The following is a 19,207-nucleotide window of genomic DNA, read 5'->3' as shown; positions in this document are numbered from 1 at the left end:
ATTAAAAGTTTATTTCACGCAGATTTATATTGATTTAAGCTGATCTGCGCAGATTTTTTTAGATGCTTTTAATAAAATCTCTATTAATCTGCTAAATCTGCGAGAGAAAATCTTTTCTAATCTGTGGCAATATATTTTAAAATTTTACGATTTGGCTTTCCCAATCATTACCTTTTTTTTCAACCAACAACAATCCAGAATCCGAATCATTCATTTGGGCGACTAATTCTCCTTTATTATTCCAAAAAGCACTTTGGCCTGCTGATGGCGATCCCCAAGATTCTCCACTGAAATTCGACATCAAAACATTCATTTTATGTGTTTCAGCATAATTTTGCAAATGGCTGTACGCATTCGGAATTCCGTTTGGCGAAAAGAAAATACTTGCGATATAAATATCGGTATCATTTTTAGCTGCGTTTTCTGGATGTAGCGGATTGTCAATGTCAGCGCAAATTGCAAAAGAAATATTTTGATCCTCAATCGTTAACATAGGGTTGTAATCAAATGTAGAATCGAAAAAATCGCTTTCGCCTTCATGTAAAAACTGTTTGGTATAAATAGAAACAGTATCATCTGGAGCTATAATAAATTCGCCAATAAATAGTTTTGAATCTATTCGAATTGGCGCTCCAGCTATAATGACAATATTATTTCTAACCGACAATTCTTTTAAGTGATCAATTCTATAATCATCTTCTGTAAAAACTAAAGCTTCTGCATTTTCTCTTTCGTAACCCGTAATAGATAATTCAGGAAACGCAATTAAATTAGCGCCATTTTGAGCAGCCAATTCAATAAGATGATAATGATTTAGTAAATTAGAAGATATATCTCCACGTTTTGGTTTGGTCTGCGCAGCCGCTAAAATCATTTTATATTATTTATTTTCTGTATAAACCCAAGCTACTCTTCCTGATTGAAGTTTGACCTGAACTCTTTTGTATGAATTAGACTCGAATTGATCTACTTTTAACAATTCTTGATTAGAAACTTCAAAAGCAACACCGTGTATAATGTCTTCCAAGCTTTCACTTGGTACAGCCACAACATAATCTGCCATTCCAAACTCTTCTTCAATTTGTAAACTTTTAAGTTTGAAGCCCAGTATTTGATCTGGACTGCCGCTTAAAACTTTATTAAAAATCTGCATCTGAATTTGTTTCGATCTTAATGTTCCGTAGGAGAATAATAGTTCCATAATTATGATTTTCTCTTTATTTGTTAGCGTACAGACTCCCGATAACTTTCGGGATTTGAACGCCCAAATTACAATTTTTATTACAATTTAAAGTAATCTATATAATTATCTAAATCTTTGTCGCCACGACCAGAAAGACTTATTACAACAACATCTGTAGGCTTGAATTTCTTCTGATCTAAAACTGCAAAAGCGTGTGCACTTTCAATTGCTGGAATAATTCCTTCTAATTTTGTTAATTGAAGACCGGCATTCATTGCATCATCATCGGTAACTGAGAAAAATTCTCCTCTTCCTGTTTGTGCTAAATGGGCGTGCAAAGGCCCAACTCCAGGATAATCTAGACCTGCAGAAATAGAATAAGGTTCTGTAATTTGTCCGTCTGGAGTTTGCATTAAAAGCGTTTTACAGCCATGAATAACCCCAACTTTTCCTAATTTACTAGTTGCGGCGCTGTGTCCGCTGTCAACACCTTTTCCAGCAGCTTCTACAGCAATAATTCCAACTTCTGGTTCGTGTAAAAAGTGGTAATAAGTTCCTGCAGCGTTACTTCCTCCGCCAATACAAGCTACTACATAATCAGGATTTTCACGACCTTCTTTTTCTTTTAACTGCCATTTAATTTCTTCAGAAATAATGCTTTGGAAACGTGTTACCATGTCTGGATAAGGATGAGGCCCAATTGCAGATCCGATAATATAATGTGTATCTACAGGATTGTTAATCCAATCACGAATTGCCTCATTTGTAGCATCTTTTAAAGTTCTTGAACCTGAAAGCGCTGGACGAACTTCTGCGCCTAACATTTTCATACGCGCCACGTTTGGTGCCTGACGTGCGATGTCGATTTCGCCCATGTAAACAATGCATTCAATTCCCATTAAAGCACAAACTGTTGCTGTTGCTACACCGTGTTGCCCAGCTCCAGTTTCGGCAATAATTCTTTTTTTACCCAAACGTTTTGCTAGCAGGATTTGCCCAATTGTATTGTTTACTTTGTGAGCTCCAGTGTGGTTTAAGTCTTCTCTTTTAAGATAAACTTTGGTATTGTATTTCTCAGATAGTCGTTTTGCAAAATACAACGGACTAGGACGTCCAACATAATCTTTCAGCAACTGGTTGAACTCTGCTTTAAAATCAGGTTCATCCATTATACTTAAGTACTTCTGACGTAGTTCTTCTACATTTGGATACAGCATTTCTGGGATGTAAGCACCGCCAAATTCTCCGTAATATCCTTTTTCGTTAACGTTAAAACTCATTTTATTTAAATTTTAAAAGTTGGCAACATCAAATTTTCTCTTGAAATTGCTTAATAGATTTTTATTTTTTAGCCCTGGTTCGATTTCAAATTTACTATTTACATCGACAGCATAAATAGGTAATTTGGTTTTTGAAATTTCTTCAATGGCTTTTAGTTCATTCATTCCAATTCCGCCACTTAAAAAGAAAGGCTTTTTCGAATTGTATTTTTTTAATATGCTCCAGTCGAAAGTTGTTCCATTTCCGCCTGGTAATTTTCCTTTGGTGTCAAATAGAAAATAATCGCAGACATTTTCAAAAGGTTTTGTGATTTCAAAATCAAAATTCTCATCGGCCGAAAAGACTTTAATAATTTCAATTTTTTTTGGAAGTTTTTCTTTTAATACTGAGCAAAATTCAACTGATTCTTCCCCATGTAATTGAACTGCTTGTAAGTTGTATTTTTCGACTTTTTCCAGAATTTCTTCCTGACTTTGATTGACAAAAACACCCACTTTTTTGATTGTTTTTATCAATTCGGGAACATTCCCGTTGCAATATCTAGCGGACTTTTCCCAGAAAATAAATCCCATATAATCGGGTAGGAGCGCGCCTACTTCGAGGATATTTTCTGGATATTTCATGCCGCATATTTTGAGTTTCATTTTTTTATTTGTTTTGCCACGAAGGCGCTAAGACACTAAGTTTTTTTTCTTTGTTTTTGTTGCAAAGGCGCTAAGACACTAAGTTTATTATTTTATAAACTCCCACAAATTAAATTTGCGCCTTTGTGACTTTGTGGCAAACGTTTATAGGCCTAGCTTGTTAATAAATTCTGTTGCCGCTTGACCAGCATTATCGGTTTTCATGAAGTTTTCTCCAATTAAGAAACCTTTGTAACCGTAAGGTTTAAGTTCTTGAATGGCTTCAATTGATGAAATACCGCTTTCGGATACTTTAACAAAATCATTCGGAATTTGTGAAGCCAATTCTTTACTGAAATCTAAGCTTACTTCGAATGTTTTTAAGTTTCTGTTATTTACGCCAATCATATCTAAAGTCGGCATAATTGATTTTTCTAATTCTTCTTGATTGTGAACTTCCAGCAAAACTTCTAAATCTAAACTTTTTGCAAATTCAGATAAAGATTTGATTTCTTCTCGCGTTAAAAATGCTGCGATTAACAAAATCAAATCGGCTCCGTGGGCTTTTGCTTCTAAGATCTGGTATTCGTCCACAATAAATTCTTTTCGCAAAAGCGGAATGTTTACTGAAGCTCTTGCTAAAAGTAAATCGTCAAGAGATCCGCCAAAATATTTGCCATCGGTTAAAACTGAAATTCCGCATGCGCCGGCATTTTCATAACCTTTAACTACTTCTTCAACTGTAAAATTATTGTTGATAATTGATTTTGAAGGCGAACGTCGCTTGTGTTCTGCGATAATTCCAGAATTGCTTTCTTTTAATTTCTGACTAAGAGAAATAGTCTGTTTTCCAAAAAATACAGAAGCTTCCAATTGAGAAACGGGAATTATTGATTTCTTTAGAATAACTTCTCTTTTTTTGTCAAGTATTATTTTATCTAAAATATTCATTGTTTTGTTTGTTTCAGGTTTCAAGTTTCAGGTTCGTTCCAACAACTTGAAACCTGAAACTTGAAACAATTTTTTACCTGCTTAATTCTTGTAATTTTTGTAATGCTTTTAACCCTTTTCCAGACAATAAACTTTCTTTAGCCAGTTCAAATCCTTCTTTTGGAGAACATTTCGTAACAGTCGAAATTGCCATTGCAGCATTGGCACAAACTACATTATTCTGTGCTTCATTTCCTTTTCCAGAAATGATATTCGTAAAAATTTCTGCAGATTCTTCAATTGTTTTTCCTCCTTCAATTTCGGTTTGAGAAAGAAGATGAACACCAAAATCTTCTGGATTCAACATTCCCTCCATATGATTGGAAATTGTTTTGGTTGGACCAGTTAATGAAATTTCGTCATATCCGTCAAGCGAATGTAAGATCGTAAAATTGGTATCTGTATTTTGATATAAATAAGCATACATTCTGGCCAATTCTAAGTTGAAAACTCCAACCAATTGATTTTGTGGAAATGCAGGATTTACCATTGGTCCTAGCATATTAAAGAATGTTTTTACCGCCAATTCTTTTCTAATTGGCCCAACATTTTTCATTGCTGGGTGAAATAGAGGAGCATGCAAAACGCAGATTCCAGCCTGATCGATACATTTTTCTAAAAAGGAAGGATCGTTGCTAAATTTAATTCCCATTTTTTCCATCACGTTGCTGGATCCAGAAATAGAAGAAACTCCGTAATTTCCATGTTTTGCTACTTTTATTCCTGCTCCTGCAGATACAAAAGAAGCTAAAGTTGAAATATTGAAAGTGTCTTTTCCGTCACCACCCGTTCCGCATAAATCGATGGTATTGTAAGCTGATAAATCAACACGAACGCAAAGATCTAATAAAGCTTCGCGAAAGCCAGAAAGTTCATCAATTGTAATGCTTCGCATCATAAAAACAGTCAAAAATGCCGAAATCTGACTTGGATTGTATTGACCGCTTGAAATATTAATCAATACGTTTTTTGCTTCTTCTTTAGTAAGCACTTCGTGGTTGATTAATTTGTTTAATATAGTTTTCATTTTTTTAAAGTTGCTAAGGTTCTAAGATGCTGAGATTCTAAGTTTTTTACTGAGACTGTAAACTGAGACTGAATACTGATCACTAACTCTTAATCCAATTCTCCAAAATCCTTTTACCGTTTGGAGTCAAAACACTTTCTGGGTGAAACTGAACGCCTCTCACGTCATAAGTTTTGTGTCTTAAAGACATAATTTGTCCGTTTTCGTCAATAGAAGTCGCTTCTAGATCTTCTGGTAAATTGCTCTCTACGACCCATGAGTGATATCTTCCAACTTCGAATTCGTTTCCTAAACCTTCAAACAAAATTTCATCTGAAACTACTGTTTTTACATTTGTCGCAACTCCGTGATATACTTTATCAAGATTAGAAAGCGTTCCGCCAAAAACTTCTCCAATGGCTTGTTGCCCTAAACAAACCCCAAGAATGCTTTTTGTCGGACTATATTTTTCGATTACTGCTTTTAATAAACCAGCTTCATCTGGAATTCCAGGTCCTGGTGAAAGCAATATTTTTTCGAAAGAAGCGATTTCATCAATATCAAATTCGTCGTTTCTGTAAACGGTAACTTCGCAGTTTAAATCCTCTAAATAGTGCACTAAATTGTAAGTGAAACTATCGTAATTGTCTATAACTAAAATCTTTTTCATTGTGTTGTTTTTTGTTTCAAAGTTTCAGGTTTCAAGTTTCAAGTTAAAAGCTACGGTGAACTTGGAACTTGAAACAAGTAAAACTTGAAACTAAATTTTATTTCTCTCGAACGTATTTTTCTACGATAACACGATCTACTCCTAATTTTTCTACTTTTTCTATTCCCTTTTGAATTAAAGTGTCGTTTTGAACTTTCACCACAAATTCAAATTTGTTGTCTTCCCAATCGCGGTTGTTGAAAAACTCTAAATATTCTGTATAAACACTATCTTTTAAAGTATATTTTCCGCCTCCGCCAAAGAATAATGCTGCTGTTGTATCTTTTCCGTGTTTTAAATCATGATTAAAAAAAGCAAAATGTGTATCGTTAATAATCTTAATCATTTTTGTTTTGGTATTGAAAGTTGAAAAAGTCGAATCTTTCTCAGTTGTTTCAGCTGATATAAGACGCCAGGTTCCTTCAATCGGATTGTGCTTTTTTTCTGAATTACAAGATGTCATCGTAATGATTAAAACTAAAATGGATACTGCTTTTTTCATGGTTTTATAGTTTGTGGTTAATTGTTTTAAGTTTCAGGTTTCAAGTTTCAGGTTTTGCGACTGAAAACTGAACACTGATGACTAAATCTTCTCTGCCATTTCTAGCGCTGTATTTAATGCTCTTAATTTATTATAGACTTCCTGCATTTCGCTTTCTTCATCAGAACTTGCTACAATTCCGGCTCCAGCTTGACAATGTAATTGATGATTTTTGGAAAGGAAAGTTCGAATCATAATGGCGTGATTAAAGTTGCCGCTAAAATCCATAACTCCAATTGCACCTCCATAAAAATTACGATTTGTTTTTTCGCAATCTTCAATTAACTGCATTGCTCTGTGTTTAGGCGCGCCGCTCAAAGTTCCTGCTGGGAAAGTGTCTGCTACAACTTGCATTGTAGTTGCTTTGTCGTGTAAACGTCCCGTAACTTTTGAAACTAAGTGTATTACGTGAGAGAAAAACTGCACTTCTCTATATTTTTCTACATTGACATCGTGACCATTTCTGCTTAAATCGTTTCTTGCCAAATCAACAAGCATAACATGCTCGCTATTTTCTTTTTTATCTTCTGAAAGTTCTTTTGCTAAAAGAGCATCGCGTTCGTCATTTCCAGTTCTTTTGAAAGTTCCTGCAATTGGGTGAATTTCGGCTTTTCTATCTTTCACAATAATTTGTGCTTCTGGCGAAGAACCGAATATTTTGAAATCTCCATAATCAAAGAAAAATAAATATGGAGAAGGGTTAATGCTTCTTAAAGCTCTATAAACATTAAATTCATCTCCTTTGAAGCCTTGAGTAAATCGGCGAGAAAGAACTAATTGGAAAACATCTCCACGATAGCAATGTTTTTTGGCTAAAGCCACATTTGTTTTAAATTCGGCATCGGTTAAGTTAGAGAAACCTTCGCCTTCTTTAGAAAATTTATAAGAAGCTATATTTCTAGATTGTAATAATTGCTCGATTTCTGAAATATTGTTTTTTCCGTCTAGACTATGGCAAAAAATATAAGCTTCATTTTTAAAGTGATTGATTGCAATAATGTTCTGATAAACGGCATAAAAAATATCTGGAATAGAAGTCGCATTGTCTTTTTTTGCAATAGATACTTTTTCGAAATAACGAACAGCATCGTAAGAAATGTATCCGAATAAACCGTTATTGATGAATTTAAAATCGTTTTTTTCTGATTTAAACTGACTTGAAAATTCCTGAATTACCTGAGGAATATTTGTAGAAGCATCAATATTGATTTTTTCTGAAGTTCCGTCAGGGAAAGTTTTAGAAATAACTTCATTTTCTATTTTAATTGTAGCAATCGGATTGCAGCAGATATAAGAAAAACTGTTGTCATTTCCATGATAATCACTACTTTCTAGTAATAAACTATTTGGGAATTTATCTCTGATTTTGAAATAAATACTTACTGGCGTTACCGTATCTGCCAGAATTTGTTTGTAATGTGTATTAAGAATAAATGGTTTCAAAATATATAGTTTTATGTTGTTCTGTTAATTTATTTTCAATTTGATCCAAAAAAAAGGGCTTGTCGTGATGACAAGCCCTTTATATTTTATAGTTTTAACAATACCATAGGAAGCTTCGTTCACGACGTCTGACGTAAATTGCTCCACCACCAAGTATTGTTTAAAATTGTTCTCATTTCTTTATTTTGATGTCACAAAGATATAAATGTAATTTTAATTAGAGTACATAAAATTTGAAAAAAATCTTTTCGTATTTGTGAAATTTGTTAAATTTTAATTCAAAGGATCTCTATAACTCCTTAGTTACCACTTGCTACCGTGTTATTTACATTTAGTCTAAAATCTGGATTTCCTTTAATATTTGGAATAGCAAATAGCTCGCTAAGTTTCATTTTTGTATACTCTATTCCGTAAGCTGGGTTACCATAATAATTTTTTATGCCAGGAATATTGCTTCCAGATTCACTTTCAATTTCTCCTTGACAATTGTTTGCAATTACATTTTTAAAAGTGATTTTTGATAGATTAGCTTCACCATTTCCGATATTTCCTTCCAATAAAATAAAAGGAGCAAATCCAGAAACTACACTATTGGTTAAATTGAAAAAAGTGTTTTCTTTAATGTAAGCAGATTCTCTAACCAAACCTTGATTGTTTTCTTCTAAATTAACCAATGTAATATTGTTGGCATTTATTTTAGTCATTTTCTTAGTCATGTCTGTAGCCGCAACTTTTTCGTATGAATCTACCTCAAAACATCTTGAACCTGAAATATCTGAAGAAAACGGATGGCGAACGGCAATACTATTGCTAATGTTAATTTGAGCACCTTGGGTAAAATCAAAATCATCATCTGTTGTTCTAAATGAAACCAAATTGCTCAGATTCAAATCTCCACCATAACATTCGAAAGAATCATCATTCGAAAAGCTAACTTGAACATGACTAACAATTGTTTTTCTTCCAACGCCAGCAAGAGAAAGACCATTTAATTCTTTAGAAGCGCTTAATTTTCTTCCAGCATATTCGATTCTCACGTATTTAATAATTCCCGAGTTATCTTCTGGATCTTGACCTCCATAGTGATTTAAGGTTGGATCTAAATCGAAAGGCAATGTATGAATACCGCCAAGAGAGTTTATCGGAGCTTTTCCTAAAACAATAATTCCGCCCCAGTCACCTGGTTTTCTATTGTTGATTTCATTTTCAGAAGTAAAAATAATCGGATCGGTTTCTAATCCTTCAGCTATAATTTTAGCTCCATTTGTAATTACAAGAGTTCCGCAAGTTTTATCGTCTCCTCGTATTACAGTACCAGGCTCGATTGTTAAAGTGGCATTATTTGTAACGTACACAACACCAACTAGATGGTAAATATTACGCTTTGACAATCGAGTGTCTTTATCAATTGTTCCAGCAATTATATTGGTTGCTTCACCATAATCATTACCAGCTGGTTTAAAGCTCGTCCAGTTAGTCATCCAGTTAGAAGTTCCAACGATTCCTTTTGGTTGTTGTTGAGCTTGTGCGAAAAAGCTGATAATGAAGATTATAGATGCAAAATGTAATTTTGTTTTCATAACTATGATTTTAATTTCTAGTTTTTGATTTTTTTTAATTGTCCCAAAAATAGAAGCCGTATGTTAATCAAAGTCCTGATGCTTATTACGAAAGCGTTACTATATTATTAAGAATGTTAAGATTTTGGAAAGAGTTAAAGTATTTTTGGTCATAAATGCCTATTTCAAAATTATTTGCAATTGAATTTTCATTTGAAGATAATTTGTAACTTTGATAAAAATAAAAGAAATGGATTTAGATACTCGAAAAGTGATTTTTATTAGAGACTTTCTTAAACTCGAAAGTGAGAAAGCAATTTCTCAATTTGAGAAACTGTTAAAAAAGGAAATTAAAGCAGATTTAGAATTAAAGCCAATGTCTATTGCCGAATTTCATAAACGAATAGATGCTTCTATAGACGATTCAAAAAATGGAAGAATTACAGATGTTGATGAATTAATTTCTGAAATTGAGAAATGGAGTTGAAAATTTATTGGACTGAATTTGCTAAAGCTGAATTAAAAAAGATTTTTGATTATTATAAGAAGGAAGCTAGTTTAACTGTTGCAAAAAACTTGTAGTCGGAATTGCCAGAGAGACTCTGAAATTAAAACCACACTCAACAAATGCGATAGGACAAAAAGAAGAACTTTTAGAAAGTTACTCTGAAGAGATACGATATTTGGTTTATAAAAATTATAAAATTATTTATTGGATTAATTTAAAGAAAAATTCAATTGAAATTTTAGATGTATTTGATACAAGACAAAACCCAGTAAAAATTAAAAGAAGTACATAAATGACAAAACCCCGATAGTTTTAAACTGTCGGGGTTTATTGTATTTCTGAATTAGTAAGCTTGAAATATTAGAATTTTAAAGCTACAGCCAATTCGAATTCGTCATTGATAGTTTTGTCTCCTAAACCGTCGAAGAAGCTACCTGAACCGTATTTAATATCGTATTTAGTTCTGTCAACTTTGAAAGCAGTTGTAGCTGTGTTTCCTTTTACAGTGATATCAAAAGTTACTGGTTTAGTGATTCCTTTGATAGTTAAGTCTGCAGTTACAGTATAAACGTCAGCAGATTTTGCACCGATAGTTTTGAAAACTAATTTTGAAGTTGGGAATTTGTCAGTTCCGAAGAAATCGTCAGCTTTTAAGTGACCGTTTAATTTTCCTTGGTATTCTCCAGTTAAATCTGTAGAAGTTAATGAAGTCATATCAACTGTAAAGCTTCCTCCAGTTAATTTTTTTCCTTTGAAAACTACAGAACCTTCTTTGAAGTTTACTGTTCCAGAGTGCTCTCCAGTTACTTTTTTACCTACCCATTTAATAGTAGATGCTTTTACGTCGATTTTTTTAGTTTGAGCATTTACTGAGATACTAGCAGCTGCTACGAATAATGCTATTGCAATAGTTTTTAAATTTTTCATGTTTTTTAAAATTAAAATTTGAATTTGATTAATAAATAATTATAGAGTGATAAATAATTCTTCGTGTGATTTTCTAACTTTTTTCTGGTGTTGAGATTTGTCCTCATCATGTCTGTAACCTACAGTTGCAATTACAGAAGCATTTAGACCTAATTTGTCAAAACCTAAAATTTCGTTGAAAGAAGCTGCGCTGAAACCTTCCATTGGAGTAGCATCAATTTTTAATTCGGCAGCTGCATTTAATAAGTTTCCTAAAGCTAAATAAGTTTGTTTTGCCGTCCAGATGTGTTTTGCGTCTTCAGATAAATTTGAAATTACACCTTTCATCATATCGCTAAATCCGCCTAAAGCTTCAGCAGGAACGCCTCTTACTTCGCTAATATTGTTGATGTATTTATCAACAGAACCTCCGTCAAGGCTTAAATCATTTGCAAAAATGAATAGGTGAGAAGCATCTGTAATTTGAGTTTGTCCCCAAGCTGCTCCTTTTAATTTTTCTCTTAATTCTGGATTTTCAACAATAACTACTTTATAAGGTTGTAATCCGTATGAAGAAGCACTTAATCTTACTGCTTCTTTTAATGTATTTAAATCAGCATCTGATATCTTTTTTGAAGCATCATATTGTTTGACTGCGTATCTCCAATTTTGATTTTCTAAGAAATTGCTCATAGTTTTTATTATTTTATTTGTTGGTTCTATATTTCTCTAATAATTGATTTAAGAAAACTAATTCTTCTGGTTGTAAATTGTTAGCAAACGTTTGTTCGTGCTCATCTACTTTCGGATCTAATTCTTTTAAAACATCTAATCCTTTTTCTGTAATCGAAACTTCAATTTTTCTTCGATTATCTGGACAGACATTTCGAGTTACAAAATCCTTTAATAATAATTTGTCTACCAAACGTGTTGTGTTGCTTGTTTTAGCAAGCATTCGCTCTTGTATCACGCACATATTAGCAGGTTTTCCTTTTTGTCCTCTTAATATACGCAACACATTATACTGTTCTCCAGATAAATCATACGGTTTGATCAACTCGTTGAAATGATCCTGAATCACATTTTGCGTGTACATGATATTCAGAATAACTTTTTTCGCATTATCCATCTTAACCGTACTCTTAATAACCTCTTCAATTGTCATAGTCGTAAGTGTATAATTTGTATATACAAATGTATAACTTTTAATAGTTGTATATACAAATGTTGTGTTAATTATTTGTTAACATGTTTAATTGCGCTTTTAGCAAGAACTAAAAGAATAGTTTTTCGATACTAAAATTAAAATAATTTTCCAATATAACGTTCTGATATATTGTGAATTAATGATTTTTTAAAATCAAGAAGCAATTTTGATTTATACTATTTTTTAAATGCCTTTTTGTAAGAAGATTTTAAAACAAAAGTTATTGAAGATAGGCTGAATTTACCATTCATTGGAATTCCGAGAGAAGAAAACCGTTTGCAATTTGTTTGAAATTGGCAATTTCTGTGTTAATCCAAGCTTCATCATGTTCTAATTCTTTAGCTAGTACTCTTGCCGTTTTCTCAGAAACTTCAATTGCAGCTCTTGCATCTGAGAACAATAAACGAACTCTTCTTGCTAATATGTCATCTACCGTTCTTGCCATTTCGTAACGGATAGCCCAAACAACTTCTGCCATCGTAAATTCGTGATCAGGATGCAGTTTTTCTTTTAACTCTTGTTCGCTTTCTTGTAATTCAATTATTTTCGGAATATCAGTACCATATATATAAAGGTGATTTTCTCTATCTAAAGAATTCGTAGATTTATTTCCATGAATGGGAAGATGTTCTGTGCGACATTCCTTCGGAGATAATTTTCCAGTTTTGATTGCTTTATCCATAATATCTTGAGCAATTTTTCGGTACGTTGTCCATTTTCCGCCAGTAATAGTAATTAACCCTGTTTCTGAAACTATAATTTTATGGCTTCTAGAAACTTCTTTGGTGCTTTTTCCTTCTTCTTTTGGCGCTGCCAACGGACGCAATCCTGCAAAAACAGAAAGTACATCTGCTCGTGTTGGTTTTTTTGTCAAGAAACGTTGCGCTGTTTCGAGAACAAACTGAATTTCGCTTTCTAATGCAATAGGCTCTAAACTTTGTTTTTTAATTAAAGTATCAGTTGTTCCAACCACAATTCGATTATGCCACGGAACAGCAAATAAAACTCTTCCGTCTTTTGTTTTAGGAATCATTAAAGCATTTTCACCTGGAAGAAAAGATTTGTCAAATACTAAATGTATTCCCTGACTAGGAACAATGTATTTTTTATAAACGTTATCATTCAATTTCATGATCGCATTTGTAAAAACTCCAGTAGCATTTATTATAGCAGAACCTTTTACATCATATTTAATTCCGTTTTCTTGATCTTGAACCTGAACACCAATAACTTGATTTTTGTCGTCTTTTAGCAAATTGACAACTTTTACATAATTCAAAACACAAGCTCCGTTTTCTAAGGCAGTTTGAGCAAGATTAATCGCTAAACGCGAATCATCAAATTGTCCGTCGTGATAAATAACGCCATTAACCAAACCGTTTTCTTCTACATTTGGAAGCATTTCAATAGTTTTCTTTTTCGAAAGATATTTAGAACTTCCTAAACTAAGACAACCCGACAATAAATCGTAAATCTTTAATCCGATTGTATAAAAATAACCACTAAACCAATGATAATTTGGAATAATGAAAGATTGATTTTTAACTAAATGATTTGCATTTTGCGCTAATAATCCTCTTTCTTTTAATGCTTCTCTAACTAAATGAACATCACCTTGTGCCAAATAGCGGACTCCGCCATGAACCAATTTAGTGCTTCGGCTCGAAGTTCCTTTTGCAAAATCTACGGCTTCAAATAAAACGGTTTTGTAGCCGCGACTTGCTGCATCAATTGCAGTTCCGAGTCCACTTGCTCCACCGCCTATAATTATTACGTCCCAATTTTCGGTATTTTGTAGTTTGGTTAATTGCTCTGGGCGGTTCATATATTTACGGGACTTTTTGTTGAAAGCAAACTTAACGAAATGAAATTAAAAATTGATGAAGAAATATTCCGTAGGAATATCTCGTTGGTAGAAAAAAGATAATATCGTTTTGCGTCGTGTCCTGTAGGGACACTTGTTTTTTATAAAATGATATATTCAATCATTAATCAAACGTTGCTACGGAACGTGTAGACGGAATTCAAATTTAATTTCTACCAACCAGACACTCCTACGGAATGAATAGGTTCTTAAAATACAAAACCCGACAGTTTTTTTAACCTGTCGAGTTTGTTACGTTTTCCAACTTGAAACCTGAAACAAATAAAACCTGAAACAAATTTTTAATGAGGCAGTTTATCCTTAATCAAACCATAAACCCAAGTTCCCGCAATTGCACTTACTAAAGTCACAACAATTACAGTTGCACCCGTACCGATTTGAGCGAAAAGCGGACCAGGACAAGCTCCCGTAATAGCCCATCCGAAACCGAATAATAATCCGCCATAGATTTGTCCTTTGTTGAAAGTCTTTGGCTGGATTTCGATTTTTTCGCCATCAAGAGTTTTGATATTAAATTTTTTAATCAATTGCACTGAAATTAATCCAACAACAACAGCACATCCAATTACGCCATACATATGGAACGATTCCAGATTGAACATTTCCTGAATACGAAACCAACTGATGATTTCTGCTTTTACGAAGACAATTCCGAAAAAGATTCCAACGATTAAATATTTTAGGTTTGCAAATGCAGTTTCTTTTTTCTGACTTGCGTTGATTCCTTCGCCGTCTATATTTTTATTTTCTAAACTCATTTTTGAAATTTTAAAGTGAAAGAATATAAGGTAAAATCAAAAGGGCCATTACAAAACCGCCAATCATAAAACAGATTGTTGCTACCAATGATGGCCATTGTAAGTTTGATAATCCCATAATCGCGTGTCCGCTTGTGCATCCGCCAGCGTAACGTGTTCCGAAACCTACTAAAAATCCGCCCACCACAATCATGATAAATCCGCGAAGCGTTAATAAACTTTCCCAAGAAAATAATTGCGATGGAACTAAACCAGTGTGGTCAGTAATTCCGTAAGTCGCTAATTTCTCCGATAATTCAGGAGCAATTTCTACAGGATTTGGATTTGATAAAAAGTGAGCCGCAATAAAACCACCGAAAAATATTCCAAGAACGAAGAATAAATTCCAGCTTTCTTTTTTCCAGTCGTATTTAAAAAACGAAATATTTGCAGGAATACAAGCTGCGCAAATATGACGCAATGAAGAACTAATCCCGAAAGATTTGTTTCCGATAATTAATAAAATTGGAACTGTTAATCCAATCAGCGGGCCAGCAACATACCAAGGCCAAGGTTCTTTAATGATTTCAAGTATACTCATTTACTTTTAAAATTTAGATTTTTTTTATTTTAACCATTAAGATATTAAGTTAATTAAGTTGGAATGCTTAATTTTTCTTAGCCTTCTTTGAAAAGTTTCATTAAGCTCAAAAACTTAATTAACTTAATATCTTAATGGTGAAAAAATTACACGTTATAGTGTTTTGCTTTGACAAACAAAATCTGATTTTGGGATATTGGTTTTAGAAATCGCTCCAAAACCGCCTTCAACTTCAGAGAAATTTCTGAAACCTCTTGCTTGAAGAATAGAAGCTGCAATCATACTCCTGTAGCCTCCTGCGCAATGCAAATAAAAATGCTCATTTGGATTAATATCTTTTACCCAATCATTGATGTAAGCTAAAGGTTTACTGTAAGCGTCATCAATATGTTCTGCTGCGTATTCTGTTTCTTTACGGATATCTACGACTTTATCTTCGCCAAATTTAAACTCATTAGCAAATTGTTCAGCAGTAATTCTGTTAACAGTGTCAATTTCGAAACCTTCATTTTGCCAAGCTTCAAAACCGCCTTCCAAATGCCCAATAATTGTATCAAAACCAACACGGCTTAAACGTGTTACAGTTTCTTCTTCCATGCCAGCCGCAGTAACCAGAATAATAGGCTGTTTTACATCGGCAATTAAAGTTCCAACCCACGGCGCAAAATCACCATTGATTCCGATATTGATAGATTGCGGAATAAATCCTTTACTGAAATCGGCGGCACTTCTTGTGTCTAGAATTAGAGCGCCAGTTTCTTCAGCAACTGCTTCAAATTCTTTTACATTTATCGCTTTCATTCCGTTGTGTAAAACTGTTTCAAAGCTTTCGTAACCTTGTTTATTCATGGCAACGTTCATGCTGAAGTAGGCTGGAGGAGGCAATAATCCATCCGTTACTTCTTTGATGAATTCTTCTTCGGTCATATTAGCACGCAAAGCATAATTTGTTGCTTTTTGATTTCCGATTGTTGAAACCGTTTCTTTGCTCATGTTTTTTCCGCAAGCGCTTCCCGCACCGTGCGCAGGATATACAATTACGTCATCAGCCAAAGTCATGATTTTATCTCTTAACGAATGATATAAAATTCCAGCCAATTGATCTTGTGTCATTCCAGCTGCTTTTTGCGCTAAATCAGGGCGGCCAACATCTCCAATAAATAAAGTATCACCAGAAAAAATAGCGTGATCTTTTCCGTTTTCATCAATCAGTAAAAAAGTAGTACTTTCCATGGTATGACCTGGAGTGTGTAGTGCCTTAATTGTAATTTTTCCGATTTTGAATTCCTGACCGTCTTTCGCAGAAATGCAGTCAAATTCGCAAGCAGCATTTGGACCGTAAACGATTGGAGCTCCGGTTTCTTTGCTTAAATCAACGTGACCTGAAACGAAATCGGCGTGAAAATGCGTCTCAAAAATATATTTCAGTTTAACGCCATCACGCTCTAAACGATCCAGATAAGGCTGAATTTCTCTAAGCGGATCAATAATGGCCGCTTCGCCATTTGAAGTGATATAATATGCACCTTGAGCAAGGCATCCGGTGTAAATTTGTTCTATTTTCATGATAGGTATTGTAAAATGATGGGTTACAAAGGTAACTTTGTTTTTTAAAAAAATAGGTGACTAATGTTACAGAAATTAGGTTTTTGTGTAAAAAAATGTGGCGTTTGTCATATTCGGTTGAGATAAATTAAATTTAAAGTTGAGCAATTACGCTTTAAGCTTTAATTTTGCATATGACGAATGTCATTTCAAAACAAAAAATAAAATGAACACACAACACTTATTGGATCAAATTGCTTTTATAAAAGAAATCGATAAAGTAAAATACATTCAGCGCAAGACAAAATTATTCAACAGTGACAGATGTGAAAATGATGCCGAACACAGTTGGCATTTGGCGTTAATGGCAATTGTTTTGGCAGACCATTCTAATGAACCGATTGATGTTTTGAAAGTTGTTAAAATGGTTTTGATACACGATATTGTCGAAATCGACGCTGGAGATGTTTTTATGTACGACACTGTCAAGAATCATGATAATACAGACGAAGAAAGATTAGCGGCCAATAGAATTTTTGGTTTATTGCCTAAAAATCAAGCAGAGGAATTTATTGCAATCTGGGAAGAATTTGAAGCGGGAGAAACCAACGAAGCCAAATTTGCAAGATCTATGGACAGACTAGAACCTCTATTACAAAATACATCAAACAACGGTGGAACTTGGAAGGAGTTTGGAGTGAAATACGATAAAGTTTACGAAAAGAAAAGTATCATAAAAGAAGGTTCAAAATCGATATGGAATTATGCCGAAGGTTTAATTAACGAGAGTGTTGAAAAAGGGATTTTAGAAAAATAACCAATAATAACCATGTAATCAAAAACAAACATAGCCTGCGGTTTCAACCGCAGGAAACGTATCGGATATGCATTGTGCTCCCGTGGTTGAAACCACGAGCTATGTTTACTCATGCAAATCGATACGTAAATCAAAAAAAGAGTATACGACAAACTTTGTCAAAGTTCAAAACTTTGACAAAGTTGTAATGACAAGTGTCATTTCTACCCTTTAAATTGTTGAAAAGTTTAACAAATATCGGGCGATAAACTTTTTTTAAAGGACGTTAATTCGGGTTCTAATGGTTAAATTTGTGGAACTTCATAAACAAATTACCATTATGGAAGAAATGCTCTTTTATGATCGAATGCAATTTGCCTTCACAATTACTTTTCATTATCTTTTTCCGCAACTTACAATGGGTCTTTCGCTGATCATTGTGTACCTCAAGTGGAAATATCTCAAAACTAAAGACGAACAATACAATCATGCCACCCATTTTTGGATGAAAATCTTCGCTCTCAATTTTGCAATGGGCGTTGTAACGGGAATTCCGATGGAGTTTCAATTTGGAACCAACTGGGCAAAGTTCTCCGAATTAACAGGAGGAATTATCGGGCAGACATTGGCAATGGAAGGAATGTTTTCTTTCTTTCTTGAATCTTCTTTCCTCGGATTATTTTTATTTGGAGAAAAACTACTCGGGCATAAATGGCATTTTGTAACGGGATTATTAATCATGATTGGTTCGTGGGCGAGCGGTTACTTAATTATTGCCACACATTCTTGGATGCAGAATCCTGTGGGTTACGAAATCTTAGAAAACGGAAAATTTGTTCTGAATAATTTTCAAGCCTTATTCTTAAATCCTTGGCTTTGGCCGTCTTATTTACACAATCAAGCCGCTTCTTTGGTAACCAGTTCTTTCGTTGTAGCTGGAATTGGAGCTTTCTATATTTTAAGTAATAAAAATGTTTCTTTTGGGAAATTGTTCTTAAAAACAGGTGTTATTTTCGGATTGATTTCGAGTGTAATTGTGGCTGTTCCAACAGGAGATTTATTGGCTAAAAATGTAGTAAAATATCAACCGGTAACTTTTGCGGCTATGGAAGGGATTTTTCACACCGAGAAAAAAGGTTCAGAGATTGTCTTAATCGGTCAGCCCGATGTGAAAGACAAAAAATTGGACAACAAAATTGCCGTTCCTAATATTTTGAGTTTCTTGACTTATGGAAATTGGGATCAGGAAATAAAAGGTTTAGATCAGTTTGAAGAAGATTTGCATCCAACTAATATTTCTGGTTTGTATTATGCATACCACATCATGGTTGGACTCGGAACCGTGTTTATCGGATTAATGGTGCTTTCGCTTTTCCAATTAGTAAGAGGAAAATTATTTGAAACCAAATGGATATTATGGTCACTAATGTTCATGATGCCGTTTCCGTACATTGCCAATACAACAGGCTGGTACACGGCAGAATTAGGAAGACAGCCTTGGTTGGTTTATAATTTATTACGAACTGCAGAAGGAGCTTCACCAACGGTTTCGTCAGGAAATACTTTGTTTACATTGCTTGGTTTTATTGGTTTATACCTTTTGCTGGGAATGCTGTTTTTACTTTTGGTTGGAAAAATTATTAATAAAGGCCCTCATAATGTGGACCTTTCATCAGAAAAAATATAA

The 19,207-nt window shown here is 33.8% G+C and carries 20 protein-coding genes; 3 read left to right on the top strand and 17 right to left on the bottom strand.

From position 1 onward, the window contains the following. Positions 1–136: 136 nt before the first annotated feature. The 10 genes from AC3Y25_RS06655 to AC3Y25_RS06610 form a co-directional block, all read right to left on the bottom strand. Complete coding sequence (locus AC3Y25_RS06655; RefSeq protein WP_489902187.1) at positions 137–874, bottom strand: carbon-nitrogen hydrolase family protein; 738 nt, start codon at positions 872–874, stop codon at positions 137–139. 6 nt (positions 875–880) lie between these two features. Continuing rightward, positions 881–1,201, bottom strand: a complete 321-nt coding sequence (locus tag AC3Y25_RS06650) for a gamma-glutamylcyclotransferase family protein (RefSeq protein WP_202006225.1) — start codon at positions 1,199–1,201, stop codon at positions 881–883. 80 nt (positions 1,202–1,281) lie between these two features. Beyond that, complete coding sequence (trpB, locus tag AC3Y25_RS06645; protein ID WP_132989783.1) at positions 1,282–2,463, bottom strand: tryptophan synthase subunit beta; 1,182 nt, start codon at positions 2,461–2,463, stop codon at positions 1,282–1,284. A gap of 12 nt (positions 2,464–2,475) precedes the next feature. Beyond that, entirely contained in the window at positions 2,476–3,108 is a 633-nt protein-coding gene (locus tag AC3Y25_RS06640; RefSeq protein WP_489902186.1) for a phosphoribosylanthranilate isomerase, read from the bottom strand. Positions 3,109–3,252: 144 nt separating this feature from the next. After that, positions 3,253–4,038, bottom strand: coding sequence for an indole-3-glycerol phosphate synthase TrpC (gene trpC / locus AC3Y25_RS06635; RefSeq protein WP_489902185.1), 786 nt, complete (start codon positions 4,036–4,038; stop codon positions 3,253–3,255). Positions 4,039–4,111: 73 nt separating this feature from the next. After that, positions 4,112–5,104, bottom strand: a complete 993-nt coding sequence (trpD, locus tag AC3Y25_RS06630) for an anthranilate phosphoribosyltransferase (RefSeq protein ID WP_489902184.1) — start codon at positions 5,102–5,104, stop codon at positions 4,112–4,114. 82 nt (positions 5,105–5,186) lie between these two features. Beyond that, on the bottom strand, positions 5,187–5,753 hold the full coding sequence (locus AC3Y25_RS06625) for an anthranilate synthase component II (RefSeq protein ID WP_489902183.1): 567 nt from the start codon (positions 5,751–5,753) through the stop codon (positions 5,187–5,189). A gap of 97 nt (positions 5,754–5,850) precedes the next feature. After that, the gene (locus tag AC3Y25_RS06620; protein WP_489902182.1) at positions 5,851–6,294 is read right to left on the bottom strand and encodes a hypothetical protein; all 444 of its coding nucleotides are present in this window, start codon (positions 6,292–6,294) and stop codon (positions 5,851–5,853) included. 81 nt (positions 6,295–6,375) lie between these two features. Next, positions 6,376–7,776, bottom strand: a complete 1,401-nt coding sequence (locus AC3Y25_RS06615) for an anthranilate synthase component I family protein (protein WP_489902181.1) — start codon at positions 7,774–7,776, stop codon at positions 6,376–6,378. A 299-nt stretch (positions 7,777–8,075) separates the two neighbouring features. Further along, the gene (locus AC3Y25_RS06610; RefSeq protein ID WP_489902180.1) at positions 8,076–9,356 is read right to left on the bottom strand and encodes a hypothetical protein; all 1,281 of its coding nucleotides are present in this window, start codon (positions 9,354–9,356) and stop codon (positions 8,076–8,078) included. Between the two features lie 229 nt (positions 9,357–9,585). Between AC3Y25_RS06610 and AC3Y25_RS06605 the strand changes: the two genes are divergently transcribed. After that, complete coding sequence (locus AC3Y25_RS06605; RefSeq protein WP_427874866.1) at positions 9,586–9,822, top strand: hypothetical protein; 237 nt, start codon at positions 9,586–9,588, stop codon at positions 9,820–9,822. 381 nt (positions 9,823–10,203) lie between these two features. On the opposite strand, the gene AC3Y25_RS06600 is transcribed toward AC3Y25_RS06605, so the two are convergent. The 7 genes from AC3Y25_RS06600 to AC3Y25_RS06570 form a co-directional block, all read right to left on the bottom strand. Then, positions 10,204–10,770 (bottom strand): YceI family protein, encoded by a 567-nt coding sequence (locus AC3Y25_RS06600; protein ID WP_095929075.1) that lies wholly within the window; start codon positions 10,768–10,770, stop codon positions 10,204–10,206. A 39-nt stretch (positions 10,771–10,809) separates the two neighbouring features. Then, a complete protein-coding gene (locus tag AC3Y25_RS06595; protein ID WP_095929074.1) occupies positions 10,810–11,442 on the bottom strand; it encodes an NAD(P)H-dependent oxidoreductase in 633 nt (210 codons plus the stop codon). A 13-nt stretch (positions 11,443–11,455) separates the two neighbouring features. Further along, positions 11,456–11,914 (bottom strand): MarR family winged helix-turn-helix transcriptional regulator, encoded by a 459-nt coding sequence (locus AC3Y25_RS06590; RefSeq protein ID WP_095929073.1) that lies wholly within the window; start codon positions 11,912–11,914, stop codon positions 11,456–11,458. Positions 11,915–12,203: 289 nt separating this feature from the next. After that, positions 12,204–13,781: a glycerol-3-phosphate dehydrogenase/oxidase gene (locus AC3Y25_RS06585; protein WP_489902179.1), complete on the bottom strand. Its 1,578-nt coding sequence runs from the start codon at positions 13,779–13,781 to the stop codon at positions 12,204–12,206. A 341-nt stretch (positions 13,782–14,122) separates the two neighbouring features. Continuing rightward, positions 14,123–14,599, bottom strand: coding sequence for a DUF6691 family protein (locus AC3Y25_RS06580; RefSeq protein ID WP_250837030.1), 477 nt, complete (start codon positions 14,597–14,599; stop codon positions 14,123–14,125). A gap of 10 nt (positions 14,600–14,609) precedes the next feature. Further along, positions 14,610–15,173: a YeeE/YedE family protein gene (locus AC3Y25_RS06575; RefSeq protein ID WP_427875739.1), complete on the bottom strand. Its 564-nt coding sequence runs from the start codon at positions 15,171–15,173 to the stop codon at positions 14,610–14,612. Between the two features lie 159 nt (positions 15,174–15,332). Continuing rightward, a complete protein-coding gene (locus AC3Y25_RS06570) occupies positions 15,333–16,745 on the bottom strand; it encodes an MBL fold metallo-hydrolase (RefSeq protein WP_482502477.1) in 1,413 nt (470 codons plus the stop codon). A gap of 205 nt (positions 16,746–16,950) precedes the next feature. On the opposite strand from AC3Y25_RS06570, the gene AC3Y25_RS06565 reads away from it, so the two are divergent. Both AC3Y25_RS06565 and AC3Y25_RS06560 read left to right on the top strand, forming a co-directional pair. Then, positions 16,951–17,541 (top strand): HD domain-containing protein, encoded by a 591-nt coding sequence (locus AC3Y25_RS06565; protein ID WP_489902178.1) that lies wholly within the window; start codon positions 16,951–16,953, stop codon positions 17,539–17,541. Positions 17,542–17,860: 319 nt separating this feature from the next. Continuing rightward, positions 17,861–19,207 carry a cytochrome ubiquinol oxidase subunit I gene (locus AC3Y25_RS06560; protein WP_489902313.1) on the top strand — a complete coding sequence of 449 codons (1,347 nt, stop codon included), beginning with the start codon at positions 17,861–17,863 and terminating at the stop codon, positions 19,205–19,207.

It is taken from the genome of Flavobacterium sp. LK-23 (genome assembly GCF_058135255.1).
The sequence above is the reverse complement of the archived record's forward strand: the minus strand, read 5'-3'. Positions and strand labels throughout refer to the sequence as shown.